15 protein-coding genes and 1 pseudogene are annotated in these 24,764 nt (G+C 71.9%); 6 read left to right on the forward strand and 10 right to left on the reverse strand.

The window, feature by feature from the left end; genetic code table 11:
* The first annotated feature begins 41 nt into the window (after nucleotides 1-41).
* The 3 genes from ACZ5CR_RS07525 to ACZ5CR_RS07535 all read left to right on the forward strand — a co-directional run bounded on the left by ACZ5CR_RS07525 (nucleotide 42) and on the right by ACZ5CR_RS07535 (nucleotide 7,759).
* Nucleotides 42-3,830, forward strand: a complete 3,789-nt coding sequence (locus ACZ5CR_RS07525; RefSeq protein WP_468854536.1) for a S8 family serine peptidase — start codon at nucleotides 42-44, stop codon at nucleotides 3,828-3,830.
* A 285-nt stretch (nucleotides 3,831-4,115) separates the two neighbouring features.
* Nucleotides 4,116-6,536, forward strand: a complete 2,421-nt coding sequence (locus tag ACZ5CR_RS07530) for a glycosyltransferase (protein WP_468854539.1) — start codon at nucleotides 4,116-4,118, stop codon at nucleotides 6,534-6,536.
* Nucleotides 6,533-7,759: an acyltransferase family protein gene (locus ACZ5CR_RS07535; RefSeq protein WP_468854542.1), complete on the forward strand. Its 1,227-nt coding sequence runs from the start codon at nucleotides 6,533-6,535 to the stop codon at nucleotides 7,757-7,759. The genes ACZ5CR_RS07530 and ACZ5CR_RS07535 overlap by 4 nt, the downstream gene beginning before the upstream one ends.
* 462 nt (nucleotides 7,760-8,221) lie before the next feature.
* Here the strand turns inward: ACZ5CR_RS07535 and ACZ5CR_RS07540 are convergent, their stop codons facing one another.
* Complete coding sequence (locus ACZ5CR_RS07540; RefSeq protein WP_468854544.1) at nucleotides 8,222-9,919, reverse strand: serine/threonine-protein kinase; 1,698 nt, start codon at nucleotides 9,917-9,919, stop codon at nucleotides 8,222-8,224.
* Nucleotides 9,920-10,180: 261 nt separating this feature from the next.
* Between ACZ5CR_RS07540 and ACZ5CR_RS07545 the strand changes: the two genes are divergently transcribed.
* The 3 genes from ACZ5CR_RS07545 (at nucleotide 10,181) to ACZ5CR_RS07555 (ending at nucleotide 13,022) form a co-directional block, all read left to right on the forward strand.
* On the forward strand, nucleotides 10,181-10,477 hold the full coding sequence (locus ACZ5CR_RS07545; protein WP_468854547.1) for a hypothetical protein: 297 nt from the start codon (nucleotides 10,181-10,183) through the stop codon (nucleotides 10,475-10,477).
* Nucleotides 10,478-10,663: 186 nt separating this feature from the next.
* Nucleotides 10,664-11,548: an ATP-grasp domain-containing protein gene (locus tag ACZ5CR_RS07550; RefSeq protein ID WP_468854549.1), complete on the forward strand. Its 885-nt coding sequence runs from the start codon at nucleotides 10,664-10,666 to the stop codon at nucleotides 11,546-11,548.
* A 217-nt stretch (nucleotides 11,549-11,765) separates the two neighbouring features.
* Nucleotides 11,766-13,022 carry a Cmx/CmrA family chloramphenicol efflux MFS transporter gene (locus tag ACZ5CR_RS07555; RefSeq protein WP_468854550.1) on the forward strand — a complete coding sequence of 419 codons (1,257 nt, stop codon included), beginning with the start codon at nucleotides 11,766-11,768 and terminating at the stop codon, nucleotides 13,020-13,022.
* On the opposite strand, the pseudogene ACZ5CR_RS07560 reads toward ACZ5CR_RS07555, so the two are convergent.
* The 9 genes and pseudogenes from ACZ5CR_RS07560 to ACZ5CR_RS07600 all read right to left on the reverse strand — a co-directional run.
* Nucleotides 12,965-13,567, reverse strand: a pseudogene (locus tag ACZ5CR_RS07560) (hypothetical protein); the annotation flags it as partial. The gene ACZ5CR_RS07555 and the pseudogene ACZ5CR_RS07560 sit on opposite strands and share 58 nt — an antisense overlap.
* The gene (locus tag ACZ5CR_RS07565; protein WP_468854551.1) at nucleotides 13,548-14,387 is read right to left on the reverse strand and encodes an FkbM family methyltransferase; all 840 of its coding nucleotides are present in this window, start codon (nucleotides 14,385-14,387) and stop codon (nucleotides 13,548-13,550) included. The pseudogene ACZ5CR_RS07560 and the gene ACZ5CR_RS07565, both read right to left, overlap by 20 nt.
* Entirely contained in the window at nucleotides 14,384-14,611 is a 228-nt protein-coding gene (locus ACZ5CR_RS07570) for a Trm112 family protein (RefSeq protein ID WP_468854555.1), read from the reverse strand. Before ACZ5CR_RS07570 ends, ACZ5CR_RS07565 begins: the two co-directional genes overlap by 4 nt.
* Complete coding sequence (locus ACZ5CR_RS07575) at nucleotides 14,611-15,516, reverse strand: hypothetical protein (protein WP_468854829.1); 906 nt, start codon at nucleotides 15,514-15,516, stop codon at nucleotides 14,611-14,613. The genes ACZ5CR_RS07570 and ACZ5CR_RS07575 overlap by 1 nt, the downstream gene beginning before the upstream one ends.
* Nucleotides 15,517-15,532: 16 nt before the next feature.
* Nucleotides 15,533-16,288 (reverse strand): class I SAM-dependent methyltransferase, encoded by a 756-nt coding sequence (locus tag ACZ5CR_RS07580; RefSeq protein ID WP_468854557.1) that lies wholly within the window; start codon nucleotides 16,286-16,288, stop codon nucleotides 15,533-15,535.
* The gene (locus tag ACZ5CR_RS07585) at nucleotides 16,285-18,033 is read right to left on the reverse strand and encodes a condensation protein (protein ID WP_468854560.1); all 1,749 of its coding nucleotides are present in this window, start codon (nucleotides 18,031-18,033) and stop codon (nucleotides 16,285-16,287) included. Before ACZ5CR_RS07585 ends, ACZ5CR_RS07580 begins: the two co-directional genes overlap by 4 nt.
* The gene (locus ACZ5CR_RS07590) at nucleotides 18,030-22,604 is read right to left on the reverse strand and encodes an alpha-(1->3)-arabinofuranosyltransferase (protein WP_468854831.1); all 4,575 of its coding nucleotides are present in this window, start codon (nucleotides 22,602-22,604) and stop codon (nucleotides 18,030-18,032) included. Before ACZ5CR_RS07590 ends, ACZ5CR_RS07585 begins: the two co-directional genes overlap by 4 nt.
* Complete coding sequence (locus ACZ5CR_RS07595) at nucleotides 22,601-23,320, reverse strand: class I SAM-dependent methyltransferase (RefSeq protein WP_468854561.1); 720 nt, start codon at nucleotides 23,318-23,320, stop codon at nucleotides 22,601-22,603. The genes ACZ5CR_RS07590 and ACZ5CR_RS07595 overlap by 4 nt, the downstream gene beginning before the upstream one ends.
* Entirely contained in the window at nucleotides 23,317-24,546 is a 1,230-nt protein-coding gene (locus tag ACZ5CR_RS07600) for a glycosyltransferase family 4 protein (protein ID WP_468854564.1), read from the reverse strand. Before ACZ5CR_RS07600 ends, ACZ5CR_RS07595 begins: the two co-directional genes overlap by 4 nt.
* Nucleotides 24,547-24,764 lie beyond the last annotated feature (218 nt).

The following is a 24,764-nucleotide window of genomic DNA, read 5'->3' on the forward strand; positions in this document are numbered from 1 at the left end:
GGGAACCACCCCCGCCCGGGTCCGACGAAGAGAGGGCACCCATGACCCGATCACCCGCCCGGCGAAGAGCGAGGCTGCTGCCGGCCGTCGGCCTGGCGTTCGCGCTGCTCCCGGCAGGGCAGAGCGCCACCGCCGCCCCCGCGGACGCGCCGCAGACACGGGCCACCTCCGCCGCCCGCGCCGCCCACACGGTCACCCTGGTGACCGGCGACAAGGTCACCGTCACGGAGCTCGGCGGCGGCAAGAAGACCGTCACCGTCGACCGGCCCGCCGGGGCCACCGGCGCCGTCCGGAGCGAGATAGCGGGCGACCGCATCACCGTCGTACCGGACGAGGCGCGGCCCTATCTGCGCGCGGGCACCCTCGACGAGCGGCTCTTCGACGTGACGGAGCTGATACGGCAGGGGCTCGGGGACGAGAAGGGCGGCGCGCTGCCGCTCATCGTCACGTACGACGCGCAGGAGAAGAGCGCGCACCGCGACGCGGGCCCGGCGACACCGCGGGGCGCCGACAAGGTGCGCGCGCTGCCGAGCGTGGGCGGCATGGCGGTGAAGGCGGACAAGCCCGGCACGTTCTGGCGGGACGTCGTGCCCAAGGACACCAAGGCGACCAAGGACACCAAGGCGACCAAGGACGTCAAGACGGCCAAGGGCACCAAGTCGGCCCACGAGAAGGCCGGTTCAGAAGATGGCGCATTCGCCGACGGCATCGACAAGATCTGGCTCGACGGCCGGGTCGAGGCCGACATGGCGCAGAGCAACGAGCAGATCGGCACCCCCAAGGCCTGGGAGGCCGGGCTCACCGGCAAGGGTGTGAAGGTTGCCGTACTCGACACGGGTGTCGACGTCGGCCACCCCGGTCTCAAGGACCGCGTGGACGCCACCAAGAGCTTCATCCCGGGCGAGGAGGTCGCCGACCGCAACGGCCACGGCACCCATGTGACCTCGACCGTCGGCGGCAGCGGAGCCGAGTCCGACGGCAACAAGGAGAAGGGCGTGGCGCCGGGCGCCGACCTCTCCGTCGGCAAGGTGCTCAGTGACGAGGGCTCGGGCAGCGAGTCGCAGATCATCGCCGGAATGGAGTGGGCGGCCAAGGACGTCGGCGCCAAGGTCGTCTCGATGAGCCTGGGTTCGCAGGAGGCGAGCGACGGCACCGACCCGATGGCCGCCGCCGTCAACACCCTCTCCAAGGACACCGGAGCCCTCTTCGTCATCGCCGCGGGCAACACCGGCGCTCCCTCCTCGATCGGTTCGCCCGGCGCCGCCGACTCCGCGCTGACCATCGGCGCGGTCGACTCCGCGGACAAGGCCGCGTACTTCACGAGCCAGGGCCCCCGCTACGGCGACAACGCCCTCAAGCCCGATCTGTCGGCACCGGGCGTCGACATCCTCGCCGCCCGCTCGCAACTCACCAGCGGTGAGGGTTACTACACCGAGATGAGCGGTACGTCGATGGCGACCCCGCACATCGCGGGCGTGGCCGCCCTGCTCGCCGAGAAGCACCCGGACTGGAGCGGCGCGCGCCTCAAGGACGCGCTGATGTCGACGTCCACGCAACTCGACGCGTCCGTCTATGAGTTGGGGGCAGGTCGCGTCAGCGTGCCCCACGCCGTCGACGCGCAGATCACCGCGAGCGGGAGCGCCGATCTCGGCTTCTACTCCTGGCCGTACGGGGGCAACAAGCCCGTCACGAAGACAGTGACGTACACCAACTCGTCCGATGCGGCGGTCGAGTTGACCCTCACCGCCGAGGGTGCGGCGGAGGGCGTCGCGACCCTCGCCGACAAGAAGCTCACCGTCCCCGCGCACGGCACGGCGTCGACCACGGTGACCGGCGACGGCACGAAGGCACCCGTCGGAAAAACCAGTGGCCGCATCGTCGCGAGCGCCGCCGGGAAGCCGGTCGCGAACACCGCGTTCGGCCTGGTCAAGGAGGAGGAGCGGTACACGCTCACCGTCCACGTCAAGGACCGTGACGGCGCCGCGACCGGCGCGGGTCTGGTGCTCCAGCAGCTCGTCGAGCAGGTCGACCCCGTCCAGACGGAGGTCGGCGACTCCGGCACCCTCGAACTGCGTCTGAAGCCGGGAACGTACGCCCTCTCCTCGTTCCTCGACGTACGCGGCAGCAAGGGCAAGGACTCCCTCGGCCTCGGCTTCCTCGCGGCGCCCGAGATCGTCCTCGACAAGGACCGTGAAGTCACCCTCGACGGACGGAAGTTGCGCGAGATCGGCGTGGGCGTCGGCAAGCGGACCGAGACGCGTCAGCTCCTGATGGAGTACGACCGCCGGGCGAACGGCGCCGCGCTGCAGGGTGCGGTCCAGGTGCCGGTCATGTACGACAGCATCTTCGCGGCGCCCACCGCCAAGGTCGCCGACGGCAGCTTCGAGTACCGCACCGTCTGGCGCCTGGGCAAGCCGACCCTGGACGTGAAGGGCCTCGGCCAGGTGGTCGCGCAGCCCGGCGGCACGGTGACCGACGGCCGGAGCAAGCTGCGGATCGTGGATGTGGGCGGCGGTGCGGCCGCCGATTACGCGGGCAAGAACGTGAAGGGCAAGGCCGTCATCGTGCGGCGCGACGCCGGTTCGGATGTGACGCCTGCTCAGATCGCGCAGGTCGCCCAGGAAGCGGGCGTGAACGCGCTGTTCGTGACGGACGACGTACCCGGGCGGCTCAACGCGTGGTTCGGTACGGACGACAACGCGGACCGGCCGTTGCAGATCGGCACGGTCGACGCGGCGGACGGGGCGCGGCTGGTCGCGGCGGCGAAGGCGGGCCGGACCGTGGAGACGACGGCGACGTCCCGCACGCCCTATGTCTACGACGTGTCGGAGGGCCACAAGGGGGCGGTGCCCCGGGATCTGACGTACGAGCCGTCCAAGCGTGAACTGGCGGTCCTGGACACGAAGTTCCACGCGGTGAAGCCGGTGGCGGGCGGAGAGTTCCGGTACTCGCTCACGGACACCTTCGCCGTCGGGATCGGCTTCCAGGAGAAGATCGACTATCCGGTCGAGCGGACGGACTACGCGTCCACGGGGGCAGGGCAGCTGTGGCACGAGTCGGTGTCGGTCGGGCCCGGCGCGCTGGAGGAGCGGAGCGGCCTGGTCGGCTACCGGGGCGGCAAGCACGGCGAGCTGAACTGGTTCAAGCCCGTGTGGCACCCGTGGCTGGGCACCGGCCTGGGCTGGGGGCAGCAGCGGTACGGGAACACGCTGGAGTTCAATGTGCCCGGGTGGGGTGATTCCGGTCCCGATCACACGGGATTCGGTGACGTGTGGAACGACGACTCGATGACGCAGACCAGCGAGGTCTACGCGGACGGGGAGCTGGTCGACCGGCGCCGGAGCTCGGGTGTGTACGTGTGGGACGCGAATCCGGCGCTGACGACGTACAGAGTCGTGACGGACACGACGCTGGACCCCGAGAAGTGGCGGCTTGCCACGAAGGGCCACTCGGAGTGGACCTTCAAGTCGAAGGAGGCGGCGGGTGACCGGAGGAGCTTCCTGCCCCTGCTGAACCTCGGCTTCGACGTGGACACGGATCTCTCGGGGAACGTCCGGGGCGGGCGCTCCGTGGAGGTCGGGATCTCCTCCGAGTACGTGAAGGGGGCTGTGGACACCGGCGCCATCGGGGGCGGAAAGCTGGAGGTTTCCTATGACGACGGGAAGAACTGGAAGGGCGTCGACCTGGACCGGGACGGCAGCAAGGCCGCGTGGGAGGGGAAGCTGAAGGTGCCCGGCTCCGCGGAGTTCATATCGCTGCGGGCTTCGGCCAAGGACGACCGGGGCGGTTCCGTGACGCAGGAGATCGTGCGGGCGGTGGGGGTGAAGTAGGGGTGCGATAGAGGGCACTCACCTGAGACGCAGGCCGGGCTGGACATCCAGCCCGGCCTGCCTGCTTCCCGCGCAGGGACGGGGCCTGCCCGCTCCCCGCACAGGAACGAAGTCTGCCTACTCCCTGCACAGGGACGTAATGCGAGCGTTACGTCACCGCAGGTGCGGTGTCACAGTGATCGTTGAGGCTGGTGGGGCCGATTGGCCCGATTTCAAGGCCAGTTGGCGGCTTGACGACAACCAAGGGTCCTCCCCCCACAATCCGAACAGGATGGGACCGCACAGATGTCTCTTTCACCGCCCGCCGGGCGTGTTCGCGCGCGCCCGAAAAGTCATTCCCCCCTGCCCGCGCCCGCTCACGCCGCCGGAGGCCACATCCTGGCCGTCGGCGCACCGGGCCCGAGCCGTGAACTGCTCACCCGGACCCTGCGACTCACCGGGTACGAAGTCACCCACGCCGTCCCCGGCGACGTACACCGCCAGGTCAGGCAGGCGCCACCGGACGCGATCGTGGCCCTCGACGACGGCCCCGACGGACGGCGCCAGGGCCTCGACGTCATACGCGAGGTCCGGGCCGACCCCGCCGGGCAGGCGCTCCCGCTGCTCATGGTCACCACGGCCCGGACCCACGCCCCCGCCACCGTCGTCGACCTGCTGCGGCACGGCGCCGACGACTGCCTGCCGGAGGCCTGTGACCCGCGCGAGCTCTCGGCGCGGATAGCGGCCAAGCTGCACCGCGTCCCGGTCCCGGTCGAGAACCTGCTGCGCGATCCGCGCACCGGCCTCTACTCGGGGCCGCACTTCATGGACGAGCTCGACCGGGAGCTCAGCCGCCCGTCCGCCGCCCGACGCGGCGGCGTTCTCGCCGTGGTCGGGGTCGCCGAGATGGCGGCCCTGGAGACACGCCTCGGACCGCGCGTACGGCGGGAGGTCGCCGAGCGGCTCGCCGGTGTGGCGGAACGCCTCGGCGGTGTCTGCGACCGGCTCGGCTGGGACGAGGACGGGCAGCTTCTCGTGCTCATGCCCGGGGTCGACGAGGAGACGGCGACACGGAGCCTGCGCGAGTTCGCCGTCTCCGTGGCCGGGACGCGCTTCGTCGTCGCCGACGAGAACGTCCGGCTCACCCCGGCCGTCGGCTGGACCCCGCTCGCCGATCACGCCTCCCACACCGGGGCGGCCGAGCACGCGCGGGACGCCGTGTCCGAGGCCGTACGCCACCGGGACCTGCGCCCGGTCCGCTACGAACCCTGGATGCGGACGAGCGCCCCGCACCCGCACCGCCGGGCCCGCGCCGGACTCCGGCTGCTGCTCACCTGGGCCACCAGGCTGCTGTCCCCGGTGCTTCCGCTGATACTCGGCGTGGGCGTGCCGTTCCTGCTCTACCAGCAGGCGTACGGACTGGGCTGGGACGCGGCCGGGGTCGCGTACTGGGTGGTGGTGGCCGGGCTCGTGCTCTCCGCCCTGCTCATCATGCTGGAGTGCCTGTTCTCGCTCGACGCGACGTCCCGGCCCGAACGCCCCGGCCAGCCCTACCCGTACGCGAGCGCCGTCATCGCCGCATACCTGCCGAACGAGGCCGCGACCATCGTCGACACCGTCGAGTCGTTCCTGCGCCTCGACTACCCCGGCGACCTGGAGATCGTCCTCGCGTACAACACCCCGCACCCGCTGCCCGTCGAGGACACCCTGCGCGAGATGGCGGCCCGCGATCCGCGCCTCGTGCTGCTCGCGGTGGCCGGGAGCACGTCCAAGGCGCAGAACATCAACGCGGCGGTGACGCGGGTGCACGGCGAGTTCGTCGGCATCTTCGACGCCGACCACCACCCCGCCCCGAACGCCTTCCGGCACGCGTGGGACTGGCTGTCCAACGGATACGACGTCGTCCAGGGCCACTGCGTGGTCCGTAACGGCGACAGCTCCTGGGTCGCGAGGACGGTCGGCGTCGAGTTCGAGACGATCTACGCGGTCAGCCATCCCGGACGGACCAGGATGTACGGCTTCGGGGTCTTCGGCGGTTCGAACGGCTTCTGGCGTACGGATCTGCTCGCCAGGACCCGGATGCACGGCTCGATGCTGACCGAGGACATCGACTCCACGCTGCGCGCCCTGAACGAGGGCGCGCGCATCGCCATGGACCGGACGCTCATCTCGCGCGAGCTCGCGCCCACGATGCTGCGCCCGCTGTGGAACCAGCGCTCGCGCTGGGCGCAGGGCTGGCTCCAGGTCTCGCTGCGGCACCTGTGGGGCGCGCTGCGTTCACCGGCGTACGCGCGGCGGCAGAAGGCGGGCCTGTTCGTGCTGCTCGGCTGGCGTGAGGTCCAGCCGTGGCTGACGCTCCAGATCCTGCCGATCCTGCTGCACGCGGCCTGGCGCGCGGGCGGCGCCGACCGCCTCGACTGGGCGGTGCCCGTCTGCCTGATGGCGGCGGCGTTCACCATGTCGGCCGGGGTGGTGCAGGCGGCCTTCGCGTGGCGGCTCGCGGTGCCCGAACTGCGGCGCCGCAAGGCGTGGTTCTGGCACTACCTGTTCGTGTCGACGTTCTTCTACACCCACTTCAAGAACATGGTGGCGCGCCAGGCACATCTGAAGGAGGCGCTCGGCGACCGGCAGTGGCGGGTCACGCCGCGTGCGGCCGTTCCCGAGGTGGCTGTTCCTGAGGCGGCTGCGACTGCGACGGCGGTCGCGGAACCGGCGGTGCGTACATGAGCACGCTGACCGCCCCGCGGCCCACCGAGGCGTCGGCCCCCGCTCCTCCCGCCTCCCGAGGGCGCGCCATCGAACTCCAGGGCTACCGCGGCCTCGCCGCCCTGAGCACGATCCTCTTCCACGTGTGGCAGGAGTACTACACGTACGACGCGGCCGGTTCGCACCCGCCGGTCGAGAGCCCCTGGCTCGGCGCGCTGATCTCGCTGGAGGTGATCGACCTCTTCTTCGTGATGTCCGCGTACCTGCTCACGCTGTCGTACGCGCGCGCCGCCATCGACGGAGGCGCGATCCGTACGGGGCGGACCTTCCTCTTCCGGCGGGCGATCCGCATTCTGCCGCTGTACTTCCTGGCGGTGCTCGTCGTCTGGGCCGGCCGCAATCCGACGCTGCCGGGGGACTGGCGCGACCTGGTCGGGCACCTCACGTTCACGCACGTCTTCGACCAGGAGCGGATCTTCTACACCTTGGGGCCCACCTGGTCGCTGTCCCTGGAGATCGCCTTCTACCTGGCCCTCGTGGCACTGGGACCGCTCGCGGTACGGGTCTGCCGGGGGCTGGAGACGCGGCGGGCGCGGGTCGCCGTGTGCCTGTCGGGGTGCGCGGTGCTCTTCGCGCTGCCGCTGGTCTGGATCTCCGTCGCGCACTACGCCGTCGGGGTGCCGCACACCAACTGGCCGGTGTACTTCGGCCCGCAGGCCCGCTTCGGGGGCTTCGCCGCGGGGATGGCGCTCGCGGTGCTGCTCGTGGCGCTCGGCGAGCGGGGCAGGATGAGTGCGCGGGCGACGGTTCCGCTCTCGGTGGCGGCGCTCGCGGGGCTCTACGCCCTGTCGTACCTCTCCGAGGCGGAGAACTTCGCCCACACCTTCTACCACCCGCTCGCGGCCCTGCTCTGGTGCGCGCTGCTCTACGCGACGCTGCACGTCCGCCCGCGTGAACAGGTGGGCTGGCACGGCCTGTTGAGGGCGCGATGGGTGACGGCGGTGGGGCTGATCAGTTACAGCGTCTACATCTGGCACGAGCCGGTGATGCTGCAACTCATCAAGTCCGGTCTCGTGCCGACCGGTCAGGCGGGGTTCCCGTTCGCCGCGCTGGTCGTCTTCGCGGTCGCCCTCGCGGTCGGGACGGCGAGCTACTGGCTCGTGGAGTATCCGGCGAGCCTGCTCGGCAGGGCGAAGGACGCCAAGGGCGCGGCGCGGGACTTCTATCCGGACCCGACACGCTGACGCCCCGCCCCCTGTGGCCTGCACAGACGCGGCGACGCCGCCTCCCGTGGGACGGGGAGGCGGCGTCGCTGCGAGAACTGCCGGGTGACGTCAGATCAGCCAGCCGAGGAAGTGGGCGATACCGGCGACGACGTCAGTGATGATGTTCATCGTGGTGCTTCTCCTTGTGGGACTACTCAGGATCTCTTCCAACTCCCGGCCCTCGTATGGGACATGGACCGGGAACGCGGCAACTACGGTCTGCAGCCCGTTGCTTGCGTTCCGTAATCATCGTCAATCACATGCGTCACATGCAATCCCTGGCGTAACGATCACCTGTTCCAGGGAACACCTGCTCCCGTGTTCGTATTTTCGAGATGCGGGGGCCCTATGGCTTTGGTCAAGGGGTTGGGTCTGGCGGGGCACGCCCTCCAGGGAGCCGCGCGCCTGGTTCCGCGCATCCCTCTGCCGTCAGCCCTGCCGTCAGCCCGCCCGCGTGAAGGAGCGGTGGGCCTCGATGAAGTGGCGTTCGCCCGCGGCGGCCTGACCGGCGGGGGCGGAGACCCACAGGTCGTACATCTTGCCGCCCTCGTCCCAGCTCAGGTCGAAGGTGCGGCGCGGCCCGCCGTCGCCGGAGCCGCCGTCCCAGGTGAACTCCCAGACCGCGGCGGGGTGGCCGTTGTGCGTGGTCCGACGCACCGACCCGTCTCGGTAGCCCGGGTAGTCCGAGGGGCCGTCCTTGTGCGCCTGCCGCATCACCGCGAGGGGGCCGTCGGGGTCCAGTGGCTGAGGGTGGACGCCGATGCGGAAGCGGTTGTCCGCCGAGTTGTAGAAGACGCGGGGCGGTTCGGACGAGCGGACGAAGCCGGTGGGCGTCGCCATCGTGAAGCCGGTCGGGTCGGAGACCGTGCGGTAACCCGCGGGGGCCGGGTCGTCGGCGGACCCGTCGCCGGGTTTGTCGGGGGCCTTCGTCCCGGCCGGGGTCTTTTCGCCGGTGCCTTCGGGTGACGGCTTGGGGGCGTCGGGGATCTTCTTGCCGGGATTCTTCGGCTTGTCGGCGCTCTTGGACGGGGACTTGGACGGTTCCTCGGTCGGCTCCCGCTTCTCGCGCACCTCGTTAGCGGGGCCGCCGCTGCCCGTCGCCTCCGACTTCGTACCGGAGTCCTCCCGCGTCATCAGCCAGGCGCCGGTGCCACCCGCCGCGAGGGCGGCCACCAGGGCGCCCGCCAGGAGTGCCGTACGGATCCGGGGCCGCGCGGCCGGCGCCGGGGCGGAGCCGAGCACGATCGCGTCGTCGGACGGGGGTGGCGGCTGCGCGGGGTTGGAGGGCACCGGCGTGCGGGGCACGGTCGGCATTCGCTCCTCCACCAGGAAGCCGCGCAGCGCCTGCTCGGCCTCGTCCGCGCCGAGCCGCCGCTCGGGATCCCGCTCAAGAAGGCCGCGCAGCACGGGAGTCAGCTGCCCTGCCGAATCCGGGATCCTGATCTCGTCCATGACCACGGCGTGCAGGACCCCCGCCACCGAGTCGCGGCGGAACGGCGACTCGCCCTCGACGGCGGCGCAGAGCAGCACCCCGAGCGACCACAGATCGGACTCCGGGCCCGTGCGCTTGCCCGACATGCGCTCCGGGGCGGTGTACTCGGGAGAGCCGACGAACGCGCCCGTCTCCGTGAGCGTCGTCTGGCCGTCTACCTGCGCGATCCCGAAGTCGGAGAGCACCACGCGCTCCGTACCCGCCTCCAGGAGCACGTTCGCGGGCTTGAGGTCACGGTGCAGGACCCCGGCCGTGTGCGCGGCGCGCAGCGCGGCGAGCAGGGAGAGGCCGATCCGGGCCGCTTCGGCGGGCGGGACCGGTCCCTCCAGGGCCATCCGGTCGGCGAGCGAGCGGCCGTCGATCAGCTCCATCACGAGCCAGGGCTGCCCGTCGTGCTGGACGACGTCGTGCAGGACCAGGATGCCGGGGTGCTTCACCTGCGCGACCGTGCGTGCCTCGCGCAGCGTGCGTTCGCGTCGGCCCGCGGCGTCGGCGGCCGACTGTCCCGCGTCGACATGCAGCTCCTTCACCGCGACGGCCCGGCCCAGGAGATCGTCCTGTGCCCGCCAGACCGTGCCCATGCCGCCGCGCCCGAGCGGCGTCGTGATGCGGTAGCGCCCCGCTATGTGATCCCCGTTGCTCGCCATGGCCGCATCATACGAACTCACGTTGCAAAAGGCGCAGTTGAGGTGATTGGTGACCGTGGTGCGTGAGTGGCGTGACCGAGCGGTGAACGGACGTGAAGGCGAGTCGGGGGAAGCGAGGGGAAGTGAGGGGAAGTGAACGGCGCACATGCTGGCGGCAAGCGCCTCCGTGCGCCGGATACGTGGCGTGCCTGATCGCCTACGGTGGGTGACTTCAGGGCGGGTCGCGCCGGGAGCGGTCCGCAGGGTGGAGGGGATCTCATCATGATGCGACGACGCATTGCCGTGACCCTGGGGGTGCTCGCGGCCGCCGCGACCCTGACGGTCGCGGTGCCGGGATCGGCGTACGCGGCGGAAGGTGTCCTGACCGTCAACGGCAACGAGCATGTCGACCCGAGCGGTTGCTACGCCGTCGACCGGTACCCGTCCTCGGTGACCAACGACACCGACGCCATCGCCGAGGTCCACTCGGGGCCCGGCTGCGGCGGCCCGGTCGAGTGGCTCGTGTACCCGGGCGAGACGTACTACACGGAGACGGCTCAGAGCGTCTTCATCCTCTGAGTCCGCCGCCGTCCCGGGAGTTGTTCCGGGCGGACGCGGCACCGGCGCCTCGCTCCCCCGAGGCGCCGTGTGCGCAGAGCCGCGCGCCCCTCCGCGGGTGCGGGGATCCGGGGCGAGGGCCTTGTCGGGGACACGTCGAACAAGTTGTTAGCCTGCGGGGCGGATCACCGAACCCAGGAGGCCTCAGTGTCACCAGACAGCCCCACGATCGCCCTGGTCACCAGCAGGCCTCAGCTGGCGACCGGCCTCGACCGCGACCTCCCCGAGCTGGCACGCTCGCTCGGCGCGGCGGGTGCCGAAGTCGCCACCGTGTCCTGGGACGACCCGAGGGTCGACTGGGAGCGGTTCGACCTCGTCGTCATCCGTTCTGCCTGGGACTACAGCGAGCGCGTCGCCGAGTTCGTGGCCTGGGCGGGGCGCGTCGCGCGGCTCACCGTCCTGGCCAATCCCGCGTCCGTGGTGCGGTGGAACACCGACAAGCGGTATCTGGAGGAACTGGCCGCGGCGGGAGTGCCCGTCGTACCGACCCGCTATCTGGCGCCCGGTGACGCGCTTGAGATCCCGGACGACGGCGAGTTCGTCGTCAAGCCCGCGTCCGGTGCGGGCGCGCGCTTCGCGGCGCGGTACGAGAAGGGTGCGTACGACGACGCCGTACGGCACATCGAGCGGATGCACGGCGAGGGGCTGACCGCGATGGTGCAGCCGTATGTGCCGTGCATCGAGGAGACCGGGGAGCGCGCGCTCGTCTACGTCGGCGGTCGGTTCCTGCACGCCATACAGAAGGGCGCGGTGCTTGCGCCGGGGGCGGCGTACGACGACGAGAAGATGCCGCACCCCGACCTCCGGTCCTGGCAGCCGACCTCCACCGAACTCGGCCTCGCCGAGCGGGCATTGGCAGCCGTGCCGGGATCGCCCGAGCTGCTGTACGCGCGGGTCGACCTCGTCGACGGAGCGGAGGGCGGCGCGCCCTGCGTCATGGAGCTCGAACTCGTCGAACCGAATCTCTTCCTCGCCCTGCACCCCGACTCGCTGCCCGCGGTGACCGAGGAGATCCTCGCCGCCGCCGGGTAAGGGGTGGACGTGGCGCCAGGGGCCTGAATACTCTGCCGCCATGTCCAGTCCCGAGTCCGACAGACCTTAGTCACCGGCCCGGCATGTCCGGTGGCCAAGCAGGTATGCGGAATTGCAGCGTGCCACGACCGCGGGTGCGTCGTGGCTGGTCGCGCAGTTCCCCGCGCCCCTTCGGGCGCTGTCGTGCGGACTGACTTTTCCTTTGCGGAGTTCCCTCATGCCCTTTTCCCTCTACATGCTCGGACTTGCCGTTTTCGCGCAAGGCACCTCCGAGTTCATGCTCTCCGGTCTCGGCCCCGACATCGCCGCCGACCTCGACGTATCCCTCTCGACAGCGGGCACGCTGACCTCGGCCTTCGCCGTGGGGATGATCATCGGTGCCCCGGTGATGGCCCTCCTCAGCCGTCGCTGGCCGCGCAGGACCGCGCTGCTCGCCTTCCTTGTCACCTTCCTGCTCGTCCATGTCGTCGGCGCGCTGACCAGCAGCTTCGCCGTGCTGCTCGCGACCCGCGTCGTCGGTGCGCTCGCCAACGCCGGGTTCCTCGCGGTGGCCCTGGTCGCCGCCGTCGGCATGGTCGAGCCGAACGCTAAGGGGCGGGCCACGTCGGTGCTGCTCGGCGGTGTCACCCTCGCCTGTGTCGCGGGCGTTCCCGGCGGCGCGCTGCTCGGGCAGTTCTGGGGGTGGCGGTCCGCGTTCTGGGCGGTGGCGCTGGTCTCGGTGCCCGCCGTCCTCGCGATTCTGCGGTCCGTGCCCGCCGGTGCGCCCGCCGGGAAGGGGATGGGCGCGCGCCGTGAGCTGCGGTCGCTGCGCGCCCCGCGGCTCCTCGTGACGCTGCTCCTCGGATCGCTGGTGAACGGCGCGACCTTCTGTACGTTCACCTACCTCTCCCCGGTGATCACCGAGGTCACCGGCTTCTCGGAGAGCTGGGTGCCCGCGCTGCTCGCGCTCTTCGGCGCGGGATCGTTCATCGGGGTCACGGTCGCCGGGCGGTACGCGGACGCGCGGCCCGTGCCGTTCCTCCTCGCGGGGGCGGTGGCGCTGCTCGCCGGGTGGGTGCTCTCCGCGCTGACCGTGGGGAATCCGGTGGCGGCGGTCGTGCTCGTCCTCGTCCAGGGCGCGCTGTCCTTCGGCGTCGGCTCCGCGCTGATCACCCAGGCGCTGTACGCGGCGACCGGCGCCCCCACGCTCGCGGGCGGCTTCGCCACGGCCGCGCTGAACGTGGGCGCCGCGATCGGACCCGTGGGCGGTGGCCTCGCCCTCTCAGCGGGTCTCGGCCACCGCTCGCCCCTGTGGGTCAGCGCGCTGCTCGTGGCGCTGGCCCTGGTGGTCGGGGCCGTGGCACTGTGCCGGCGTCAGCCGGGGGAGCCGGGGGAGCCGGGGGAGCCGGGAGAGCCGGGCGAGCTGGGGGAGTCCGGCAACGACAGTCTCTGGAGCAGCCCCCAGGTGAACTCCGCGACGCAGCGCCGCGGCTGACCCGCCCCGTCCGGTGCCGTGAAGGCGAGCCGCCAGCGCGTGGGCGCCGTGCCCTCCATGGGGCGGGCCGGGGCGAACGCGCGGGCGGCCTCGTCGACCGTGCACGACCAGGGTGTGAGGTCGTCCAGCGTATGGAGCGCGGGGCCCGGGGCGCCGGGCGTGCGGATCAGCCACTCGTTCCACACCGCGCCGTTCGGCGCGCGCAGGACCTCGAAGCGCAGGGTCGGCCAGAGCGGCACCGGCCACAGCAGGGCCTCGCACTCCAGGTCGCCGATCTGCCGGGCCACGGTGGCTTCGGGCGCGCCGAGCACCGAGCGGTAACGGGAGACCGCGCCGCGCGAGCGGGCGGAACGGGTCATCGCCTGCCAGCGGCGGTTGGCCTCGCGCATGTCCGCGATGGAGACGCCGAGCTCGTGGCGGGCCGCCTCCACCAGGTCCGGGTTGTGGTCGGCCATGCGGCGCAGCAGGACCAGCTGGAAGTCCAGCGGGGTGAAAGGCCCGGAAGGCTTGGGGCCGGGGGCGGAGCTAGCGGACATGTGCTCCATGGTCGCGCATCGCCGCCGCTCCCGGGCGGCGCCCGCCGGGAAGGAAGAGGACCGAATTGACGTACCGGGGCCTGCGCGGTGTCAGCACTCTGCGCAGCAGCCCCTGCGACACGACGTACGACGTGTCGTTCTGGTGCGCCTCCAGGTCGAAGTCCGCGAGCGGCAGCCAGGTGCGGTGGGGCAGGACCCAGCCCTGGTAGCCGTGGTGACGGGTGAGCAGCTCGATGATCGGCTCGATCGGCTGGATGCGGGACTCCAGCTCGATGAAGAGCGCGGGCCGGTCACGGGTGAGCAGCTCGTGGGCGCCGTGCAGGACCGGCAGTTCGTTGCCGTCCACGTCGATCTTGATGAAGTCGACGTCGCGCAGGCCGAGCCCGTCCAGGGTGAGGCAGGGCACGTCGACCGCCTCGGCGTGGATGTCCCTGCGGATGAGCGAGGAGACCCCGCGGTCACCGCGGTCGCCCTGCGGCAGCCAGAGCCGTGCCGTGCCCGGACGGTCCGTGGCCGCGGCCTGGATCACCCGGACGTTGCCGGGCGTGGAGGTCTCCAGGAGCCGTGCCAGATGCGGGACGGGCTCCACGGCCACCACACGGCGCGCACGCGAGGCAAGGCGGCGCGACCAGGGGCCGTACCAGCCGCCGACGTCCACCGCCGTGCCGCAGCCGGGCGGGCAGAGGTCGGCGAGGCGGGCGAGCTCCGGCTCGAAGCGGGGATAGACGAGCCGGGCCAGGGCGCCGACCAGGCGGACGGGGAGGTGCGGGGCGAGGCGGGCGGCCACGGTCTTGTGGGGGCCCGCCTCGGTCTCATGGGGGCCCGTCACGTGGATATCCGCTTCAGGAGCTGCTCGTGCTCGTCCTCCGACAACTGCTCGCCGGAGGAGGGCAGGAGCTGCGGTATGCCGTCGATGACGGGGTAGCGGCGGCGCAGGCGCGGGTTGTAGAGGACCTCCTGCGGTACGAGCGGGTCCGTGGATTCCAGGAGATGCAGCGGCCCCTTGTCCAGCGGGCAGGCGAGGATCTTCAGCAAGGGATCATCGGGGTTCATCAGCTCGTCAACTCCTTGGTGGGGGGCGTTGGTTGAGGTGGCGGCGCGTCGTGCTTGGGCATGGCGAGGAGCACGGACACCGCCAGTGCCGTGCCCGCGATCCGCAGGGCGAGCCGCAGCGGTTCGTCGGGCAGCGGCTCGCCGAACGCCAGCGTCCCGAGTACCGCGGTGAAGAGCGCGGTAACCGTCGTGCACACGGGAACGATGAGCGAGGCCCGGCAGCGCTGCAGGGCCGCCTGGGACATGACCAGGCCGAACGCGCCGGTGAACAGCAGGAGATACGGGTACGGCGACGCGAGCAGGTGGAGCAGCGCCGAGCCCAGGCCCTGCGTGGTCAGATAGCTGGACACGCCCTTGATGGCGAGTGAGCTGACTCCGTAGAGGAGCCCGACGGCGACCCCGTACTCGACACCCGTCGTCGGAAGACGGTGCCGGTGCTTCGAGCGGCGCTCGGCGGATCCGTAGAGCAGGACGCCCGCGGCGAGCGAGGGCAGGCAGACCGTGAGGACGAGCGGCACGGGCGCGCTGCGGCTCACGGTGTCCGACTCCTCGCTGAGCGAGAGGACGACCATGAGCAGCGCGAGGAGGATGGCCCCGACGGCGTACCGCTCGCGCCCCGACGTCTGCTCCCCGAGCAGCACGGAGGAGAGCAGCAGCAGGAGCACGAGCCCGGAGACGAAGATGCCCTGCGCCGCGGCGATGGGCAGCGTCCGGTAGACGGCGAGCTGCGCGCCGAACCCGGCGGCGAGCGCCAGTGATCCGCCGATCCACAGGGGGCTCGATATCACCTGCCGGAGCAGCCGTGCCGGGCTGCGCACGCTGACGGACGGCATGGCGGTGAGGGCACGTTTCTCCAGGACGAACCCGGTGCTGTAGAGGACGTTCGCCAGCAGGGCGGCGGTCACACCCCACCACATGGCGCTACTTCCTTCGGGCGTGCAGCAGCAGGATCGACGAGGCGCTCGGCACGGCGCAGGCGAGTCGGTCCAGGGCGCGCAGCGGACGCGGTACGCCGTGGAAGGGCGCACCGGCGACACGTACGACGTCGAAGCCGGACGCGGCGACGAACTCCCGCAGCGCGCGGGCGGTGTAGAGCCGCAGATGCCCGACGACCTCGCTCCCCGGGCGTCCGTGGATGCCGCGCAGGCTGACCTCCGAGAAGACGGGCTGCACCCCCGCGAGCAGGAGCCCGCGGTTGTACCAGGCGGCGAGGTTGGGTGTGGACAGCATCAGATGCCCTCCTGGCCTGAGCACTCTCCGCAGCTCGTCGAGCGCGCTGTCGGGGTCGACGAGATGCTCGATGACCTCGCTGAAGAGGACGGCGTCGGCGGCTCCGTCGGCGAACGGAAGGCCACCGTCGGTGAGTTCACCGCGTACGACGTACGGCAGATGCGCGTGCGCCCGCTTGAGGGCGTCCTGCGACCAGTCGACGCCGATCACGCGATGCCCCGCGAGGAGCGGTGCCGCGGTCGCCGCCGCGGTGCCGTCGCCGCAGCCGATGTCCAGGACGACGGCGGTACGTGCGGTGGCGGGGCCGATGGCGTCGGCGAGCATCCGGGCCTGGCGGAGGCTGCGGGCGTCGCCGGACGCGACGGGGACGGAGGGGTCCTCGTAGAAGTCCCTCAGGTCGCGGGGGGCGGTGCGGGTGCCAGTGCTCGTACTCGTACTCGTCGTCATGGTGTCGTCCCCTCCTGCGTGTACTCCGTGTGCTCCGTGGCGTGGAGGTAGTGCTCGAAGAGGTCGCGCAGATGGGTGCCGTCGCCGCTGCTGAGCAGGGCCTTCGACCAGCGCAGGGCGACGTGCAGACGGCCCGCGGTGGACGCCGTGGTCACGGTCAGGCCGCGGGGCAGGCGTGCGGGCGCGGAGAACCAGACGGCGTGCGCGCGTCCGGCGTCACCGAAGTCGAGGGAGTACGGAACGCGCCCGATGTTGCTGAGCAGCGTGGTGGAGGTCCAGGGCGCGGCGGCCCTGCGCAGGCCCCGCGTGACGGCGGCTCTGAGGGTGACGGGCAGGACGGGCGAGGTCAGGAGAGCGGCGCCGCGGCCGAGTTGGGGCCGGGGGAGCGCCTTGAGGGCCCGGGTGCGGTCGGCGGTGCGCCGCAGCAGTGCCCCGATGTCCTGCGGGCCCCAGTCCTCGGAGGTCAACTCGGCTGCGGTGAACGGCACTTCGACGAGCCGGGTGCCGTTGCCGATGGGCATCTCCATACTGCGGGGCCGGTCGTCGACGGGCATGGTGATCCGGAAGGGCCTGGGCCGTGCCCCGTGCTCCCGGTTCCAGTGCGCGATCATCAGCGCGGTCGCCACCATGAGCTGATCGTTCACGGTGAACGGCGCCCCCTTGGGTCGCCGCGGCACGGGCAACTCGACGACGAGCATGCCGTTGCCGGGCGAGGGCTCGGGGGTGCCACGGGAGACACGGGCGGGGGGAGCCCAGCCGGATCCCGCGTCACCGACCGCCTCCGCGCTCTCGGGCACGGCGGCGGAGGAGGGTGCCGCGCGCAGGGGAGGCGCGGCGGGGGAGTTGTCCTGCCCGCCGTACAGCTCGGCGGCTGTGGCGAGAACGCGGAGGCAGGCGGGGCCGTCGAGGGCGGTGTGATTGATGGTGAGGAAGAGGACGCTGCCTTTGCCTGCGGGTCGCTTCTCACCGGCGGGGCGCCCCTGGCTGGTGGGCGCGCCGCCCGTGCCGGGGGTGCTGACGTCGCCCGGGGCGGACGGGGCGGACGGGGCGGACGGGGCGGAAGGAGCGGCTCCGGGATGGGTGCTTCCCGGAGCGCCGGGGGTGCCGGTACGGGCGGGGCCGACCGGCGCGCCGCCCGTGCCGGGGGTCTCGGTGCCGGTGGCGTGAGCCGCATCTCCGGGGCCGTTCGCACCCGCCTCGCCACTCGCGGCGGCCACGCCGTTCGCCCCGACGCCTTCTCCGCCCGCGGCGCCCCGCGCCCCGCCCGGGGCAGGGGCAGAGGCAGGGGCGCCACTCGAACCGCCGCCCCTGCCGGAGGCAACCGTGTCGCCCTCCCTGTCCGAGGCGATCACCTCCAGGCGGATCGGCGGAGACGCCGACAAGGGTGGGGCCTGGGAGAGGGAGCGGGTGCGGGCCTTCTTCAGGGCGTCCCGTTCCGGCGCGGGGAACGTCACCACCTCCACGTCGGGACCCGGCGTCAGTTCCCACTCGTAGCGGCGCCGGTACCAAGGCCCCCGCGCCTCCCGCATCAGGATGCGCGGGTGGCGGCGCAGGGCCTCCGTGAACGCGGCCTTCAGGCGGGCCGGGTCCGGGCTGCCGGGCAGGTGGACCTCGATGTGTACCGTCTCCGGCTCCTCCTCCTGGAGGCAGTGCCGCGAGACCTCGTCGACGACGGGGAACGGCACGCGCTCCGGGGGCCGTTCGGGTCCGTCCGCGTGACGTGCCGGGTGATCGAGTGCGGTCATCGGTCCGTTTCCTCCTGGGAGGCGGTCGGTGCCGTGGCTCCCGTGAGCCCGTCCGACGGCCTTGGCCTGTGCCGCCTGAAGCGCGTGGTCCGCGCGGTCCGCGGGGTGCGCGCGCCCGGCGGCGGAAGCTCCGCCTGTGCGGACGCGGGGCCCCGCGCGGAGATGGTCGAGCTGGTGGCCTGCGGCGCGCCACCGGCGTCCTGGCCGCCGCTCCCGTCCCCGCTGCCGCCGTCGCCGCCCGCACCCGGCCCGCTCGCCCCGCGCTTCCGGCGCGGCAGCGGCCTCGTGCCCAGGTCCGGGTCGGGCCCAAGCGGCGACCCCAGCGGTGGAGTGCGGCCGCTCTCCGGGTTCGGCGTCGCCGGGGGAGTATGGGGCGGCGGCCCCCACACAGCGGCCTCGCCCCCTTCGCCACCGGCGTCCCCGGATGCCGCCGACGCCCCCGCGGCAGCCCCCCGCACACTCACCAGCGCCGCGAACAGGGCGATGAGAGCGAGGAGTTGAGCGGCCGGGCTGAACGCACCCGCGTCCGACGTGGTCGGCTCACCCGCCCCCACCGCCGCCACGATCCCCGCCCCGGCCATGGCCGCGAACGCGAGCGGGACGAGCAGCCCGTGACGGCGCCACGCGAGCAGGGCGAGCGCGGGCACGAGCAGCGCGAACCAGCCCGCGACGACCACGGCCACCAGGGTCAGCGCCACCGTGCCGAGAATCAGCCCCGGCGCGGGCGGTGCCACGTCAGGCCCGTCCGGGTTCGGCTCGCGGCGCCGGATCAGGACCAGGGCGATCAGGGCGAGGATGCCGACACCGCCGCCGATCAGGCCGATCTCGTAGATCCGCGACGGCTCGTACGACAGCTTGACCGTGCCGCCCTCACCCTTCGGGATCAGGAAGCCCTGCTGCCAGCCGTCGAGGCGTACGGACGACAGCTCCTTGCCGTTCAGCGTGGCCTTCCAGCCGTCGTTGATGTTCTCGTACGTCGAGAGGTACGAGGACGCGCCCGCGCCCACCGACAGCTCGCGGCGGTCGCCGAGCCAGTCCTTGATGTTCAGGGAGCGGGACTCCTTGTCGACCTCACCCGGCGTCCCCTGCGTCAGCGAGACGTCCATGAGGGCGAGCGGGCCCGCGTCCCCGGCCTCGACGGTGTGCTCGCCGGAGCCGAGTGACACGGTCGTGTTCTCCGAGCCCCGCGAGCAGAGCGTCACCTCGATGGGCCGCCGCTCGACCAGATCCCGTACCGAACCCTTCGCGCTCGTCGCGTGCAGCTTGCCGTCGACGGCGAGCATCGGCCCCTCACCGCAGGCGAGTTCGAAGGTGTCCGAGGCCGGGGGTTGCTCCGTGCGGTACTTGTCCAGAGCCGGGACGTAGACCTCGGTGAGCCCGACCGGAAGCTGCAACTGGGCGTCTGCCACCGGGTTGTGGACCGTCAGCGGCGCGGTCTGCGTGATGGTGATGGTCAGCTCGTCCGTGGTGATCGGGGCGAACCGCGCGTTGCCGTTCTCGTCGACACCGGCGACCGCCGCGCCGTCCGGCGAGCTGATCTCGATCTTCTCGGGGCGGGTCGAGAGTCCGCCCGCCGCAGGCAGGACGATCTCGTCGATCTCCTGCTTGCCCTTCCACTTCAGCTTGATCTCCGGATTGTCGCCCGCGATCCAGGCCGTCGTCAGGTCGCCGTCCGTGAGATTGCGCGGAGATAGACTGCCGCCGAGCTTCGACGTGGACTTCGCGCTCGCGATGATCTGGTCCTTCTGCTCCGGCGCCACCTTGTAGAGCAGCTTGTCGAGCTCGTCCCCCTGCACGGCGACCGCGCTCGCCTTCACCTCGTACTCGGCCTCGGCCGGAGTCGAGAAGCGGCGGTGCAGGCCCGACTCGGCGTTCACCGGCGACAGCGCGCTCGGGTCCGAGGAACGGTGCATCGAGTACGTCGTCGCTTCGGCGCCCTCGGCGGGCACCCTGGCGGAGGACCCGGTGTCCTGGGGCAGCCGCAGCAGCTTCGTCACCCGTACACCCGGAACGGTGATCTCCGAGAACCCGGCGCCCGTCAGGCCCTCGCGGCCGATCTGCGCGTCCAGGACGGTGACCTTCAGCCAACTCGACTCACCTGCGGGCGCCTTGATGCGCTGCCGCATGCCGTTGGGCTGCAGCGGACTCGTGCGGCTGCCCTGCTCCGTCTCCACCCGCACCCGCGTGGGCGCGGCCCGTACGCCGTCCTGCGGCAGCGGAGTGACCCGGATCGAGGAGGGGATCGACTCCTTGGAGCGGAACTCCGCCTTGATCCAGGCGCCCTTCGGCTTTCCGGGACTGCCCTCGGCCCACGCGGTGTCCGGGTTGCCGTCGAAGGCGTTCACGGGGTCGTACTGCGGCAGGTGGAAGAGCCAGTTGCCGTAGCTCGACGCCGTCACGGACTTCGCGCCGCGCAGCTCGGCCGTCGTCTGGTGCTCGATCCCCTCGGTGGGCAGGATCTGGTGCGGCTTCTTGCCCGCGTCCTGGAGGGCCCCGCTCGCGTTGCGTTCGCCGGGTGTGTACGTATAGGAGGTGTTGGAGTTGACCAGGCCGAAGCGTGTGTCGGCGCGGCGCAGACCGTCACCGACCGCCTGCAGGGCGGGAGTTCCGACGCCCGGGTGGTTGTCGCCCGTCAGGACAGAGGGACGGTCCCGCATCGAGGGGTCGGCGGACAGCTGGAGCAGCGACTCGGGGCCGCCGCTCACCACGGCCGTGTTCGAGACCGGCTTGATCCCGGCCTGTCCCGGCCGCTGACCGCCCGCTCCCGGGGCGTAGATCTCCACCGCGCGCTGGCGCGGGTAGAGGCCCTCGACCTGGAGGGGCGTGTCGTTCGGGATGATGCCGCCGGTCTCCGTCGGACCGAAGCCGGTGACCCGCTTGTATCCCGACTCCTCCAGCGTCCGCTTGACGGTCGCGGTCGGTACGTTGCCGATCTGGTCGGGGTCGAGGTCATTGCGTACGACGACGTAGTACATGCCCGCGCGCGACAAGTAGTCGCGCAGGCCCGGGACGTCGCCGCCCGTCGCGAGCGCCTGCTCCACCGCGTCCATCGCGCGCCGGTTGCCGGGCGTGCCGAACGGCACGTAGTCCCGCTGCGCCCAGCGGGAGTCGGCGAGCACGTCGAGGGGCTGGTCGATGGGGGAGCCCCAGGTGTAGATGCCGTGCGCGGTGGCGGGCACCACGAGCGCGCGCGAGTCGGGGGAGTACTTCTTCAGCCAGTCGGACGTCGTCTGCCAGTAGGTCGGCAGCTTCTTGAACGAACCGGGCTGAAGGATCGAGCCGCTCAGGTAGGGGAGGGCGAGCCCCGGAAGGACCAGCACGGCGGCGATCAGCGGGGCGTAGCGCCGCCCGCGCACCGGCCGCGCCCCGCGCGTCTGCGCGGCCACGCCCACGAGATGCGTCAGGCCGAGGACGAGGGCGAGCGCGAGGCCCGTCTGGAACTTGTAGATGTTGCGGAAGGGCACGAGCCAGCCGTTCAGCCACGACTGCATGGTCTCGTGGAAGGGCGCCCCGAACGCGCCGCCGTACCCGGCCAGCGTGACCAGGACGACCGAGAGCACGGTCAGGACCAGCCAGCGCCGCTCGGGCATGTCGCGCCGCGCGAGCCCGGCCAGGCCGAGGGCGGCGGCGAGCGCCGAGCAGACCACGACGAGCACGGACGTCGCGACCGACCACCCGGCGGGCAGCCACGCCTCGCCGAAGTGCAGATACGCGACCCAGTTGCCCGCGCCGCGCAGCGCCTCCGTGGCCGACATCGTGCCGGTGGTCGTGGCCGAAGTCTCCACGTAGGGAAGGAAGTTCTCGCCGTAGATGCCCAGCATCAACAACGGCACCACCCACCAGGCGGTGGCGAGGATGACGCCGGGCACCCACCAGGTGATCAGCTTCCGCTTGCGCGGACCGTTCGGTCTCGAAAGGAGATACAGACCCACCGGCAGCAAGGACGCCAGCGTCGCCGCCGCGTTCACACCGCCCATGAAGGGGATGACGAGCGCGGACCGCAGAGCGGCGGAGCGCGCGCTGATCCGGTCGTTCGTCAGCGGGAGCAGCACCCACGGCAGCAGGGCGCCGGGCAGCGCCGCCGCCGAGGTCGAGCCGACGACGATCGTGAACGTCGGCCACAGGGCGAACGCCACCGCGCCGAGCAGCCTGCTCGCGCCGCTGCCGATCCGCATCCTCTCGGCGAGCCGGAGGACGCCCCAGAACGCGGCGGCCACGATCAGCGAGATCCAGAGCCGCTCCGCGAGCCACACCGGGAGGTGGACGAGCTTGGCCAGGCCGTAGAACGGCAGCATCGGCCACGCGTATCCGACGTACTGGTCCTGGATCCCGCCGAACCCGCCCCGGTCGTGCCAGAGCTGGCCCAGGTCGGAGAGGAACTGCCAGGGGTCGACGGCCACACCCAGCTTGGTGTCGAACGTCATCCGCCCCGGCTTCACGGTCAGGAGGAGGACGAACACCACGGCCCAGAACCCGAGCAGCCAGCGCCGCGAGCGCGGGCCTCCGCCGGGTTCGGGGGCGTCAGCCGTGGGCCGGACTGCCGCCGGGGGTGGGGCCTGGACCGTGGTCATGGACACCGCCTGAGGATGAGGAGGAGATTCCAGGTGGCGAACTCGCGTACACCCGGCACTTTGGTGATGCCACCGGCCAGGAACGGCCAGTAGCGGGACCGCGCGGACACGACGGACACGTCGTCCCTGGCCCGGACTTGGCGCAGGGTCGGTCCGATGTGGTGGGCGAAGAGGTTCTCGCCGAGGGTGTGCTTGGCTGCCTTGCCGGTACGCCGTTCATAGCGGGCCCGCGCGCGGGCGCCGCCCAAGTAGTGCCAGGGCGCCCACTCGTGGCCGCCCCACGGCGAGTACCAGTTGGTGAAGGAGACGTAGATCAGACCACCGGGCCGCGTCACCCGCACCATCTCGCTGAGGAACGTCTGCGGATCGTCCACGTGTTCAAGGACGTTGGAGGAGAAGGTGACGTCGGCGACGCCGTCCCCCAAGGGGAGCAGGTATCCGTCGGCGACGACGGCGCCCTCCGGGGGCTTGGCGCCCAGCTCGGCCGGGTCCGGCTCGAAGAGGAAACTCTGGGCGCCGCGCCGCCGGAACTCCTCGGTGAAGTAACCGCCGCCGCCGCCGACATCGACGACGACGCGGTCCCTGACCGGTCCATAGGCCTCGACCTGGTCGGCGGCGTCACGGGCGAGCAGGGTGTAACACCGCTCGGGCTCTTGCTGCTCGCGCAGGAAGGCCCGGAAGAGGGTGACGGAACGGCGCAGGGACGGGTCTTTCACACGGACCCCTGGTGCGTGCTCGGTGGCGTGGTCCGGTGCGGGGTCTGTGGCGCGGTCCGGTGCGCGGTCTCTGGCGCGGTCTGGTGCGTGACGACCGCCTCGGCTGCCACCGCTTGGAACTCGCGTACGGAGTTGGCCCACCGGAAGCTGGTGGCCCGCTCGCCGGCGGCCTTGCCGAAGGCCCTGCGCCGCTCGGCGCTGAGCGCCAAGGTGCACCAGGCGGCGGCGAAGGAACTCTCGCCCCGGGCGAGCAGCCCCGTCACACCGTCCTCGATCGAGTCACGTACACCCGGTACGTCGAATCCGATCGCCGGCGTCGAGCGGGTCGCCGCCTCGGTGATCACCAGGCCCCAGCCCTCCACGGCGGAGGGATGCAGGAGCATCCAGGCCTCGCAGAGCAGCCGGTGCTTCTCCGCCTCGGAGACATGGCCCTTGAACTCCACGCCGGGTCCGGCGAGCTGCTGGAGCCGCGCCCGCTCGGGCCCGTCGCCCACGATCACCAGACGTCCGCCGGTGACGGGCCTGACGCGCTCCCAGAGCCGCAGCAGCAGATCGATGCGCTTGTACTCGACGAGCCGTCCCATCGCCAGGAACAGCGGCTCGTCCGAGCGGGGGTGGAGCGGGCCCGGCTCCTCGACCCCGTTGTGGACGATGCGGATGCGCTCACGCTCGACGCCTATCGCGCGCAGGGCGGTGGACGTCGACGGCGACACGGCGACCAGGAGATTGCCGCGCTGGGCGCCGGAGAGCGACCAGTGCTCAAGTCTTCGGCCGAGCCGGGCCGCGGGGGCGAGCGCGCCTTGGAAGCGCATCCCCCACAGATCGGTGTGGACGTGGTTGACCAGGCACAACGTGGGCCCGCGGTGCCACAGCGGCGCCAGGTACGGCATGCCGTTGCAGACCTCGACGAGCAGATCGCAGTCGCCGACCTGCCTGGTGAAGGCGGAACGCGAGCGCAGATAGTGCCCGAGGTCACCGCCCGCCGACACGACGCGGTAGTCGCGGAACGCGGCCGGGCCCCCGCACAGGAGGGTGACCTGGTGGCCGAGCTTGCTCAGGCCGTCGGCCAGCCGGTCGACGAGCAGTTCGGATCCGCCCGCGGCCGGGTTGGCGAGGTCGCGGCGGGCCAGAAAAACGATCCGGCGCGGCTGCGGGGGAGGTGCCGGAGGCCGTTGCGCGACCCGCGGGGTGGCGGCGCGCAGCGGGGAAGGCACGTGCTGGGGCATGCGTGCTCCAACTCGTCAGGGTGCGGAACCGTGAGGTGCTATGGGGGTTCTGGAGGGGGGTGCACCGGTCGGGGGTCGCTTGCAAGGGCGCTGTGCTCGTACTGTGCGAGGCGGTGCGGGGCTCTGCGAGGCGGTGCGGGGGCGGTGCGGGGCTGTGCGGGGCTGTGCGGGGATTGTGCTCGGGTGGGGTCGTTAGTTTTCGCTGCCGTGTTCGGCGC

The organism is Streptomyces sp. NPDC031274 (assembly GCF_055570235.1).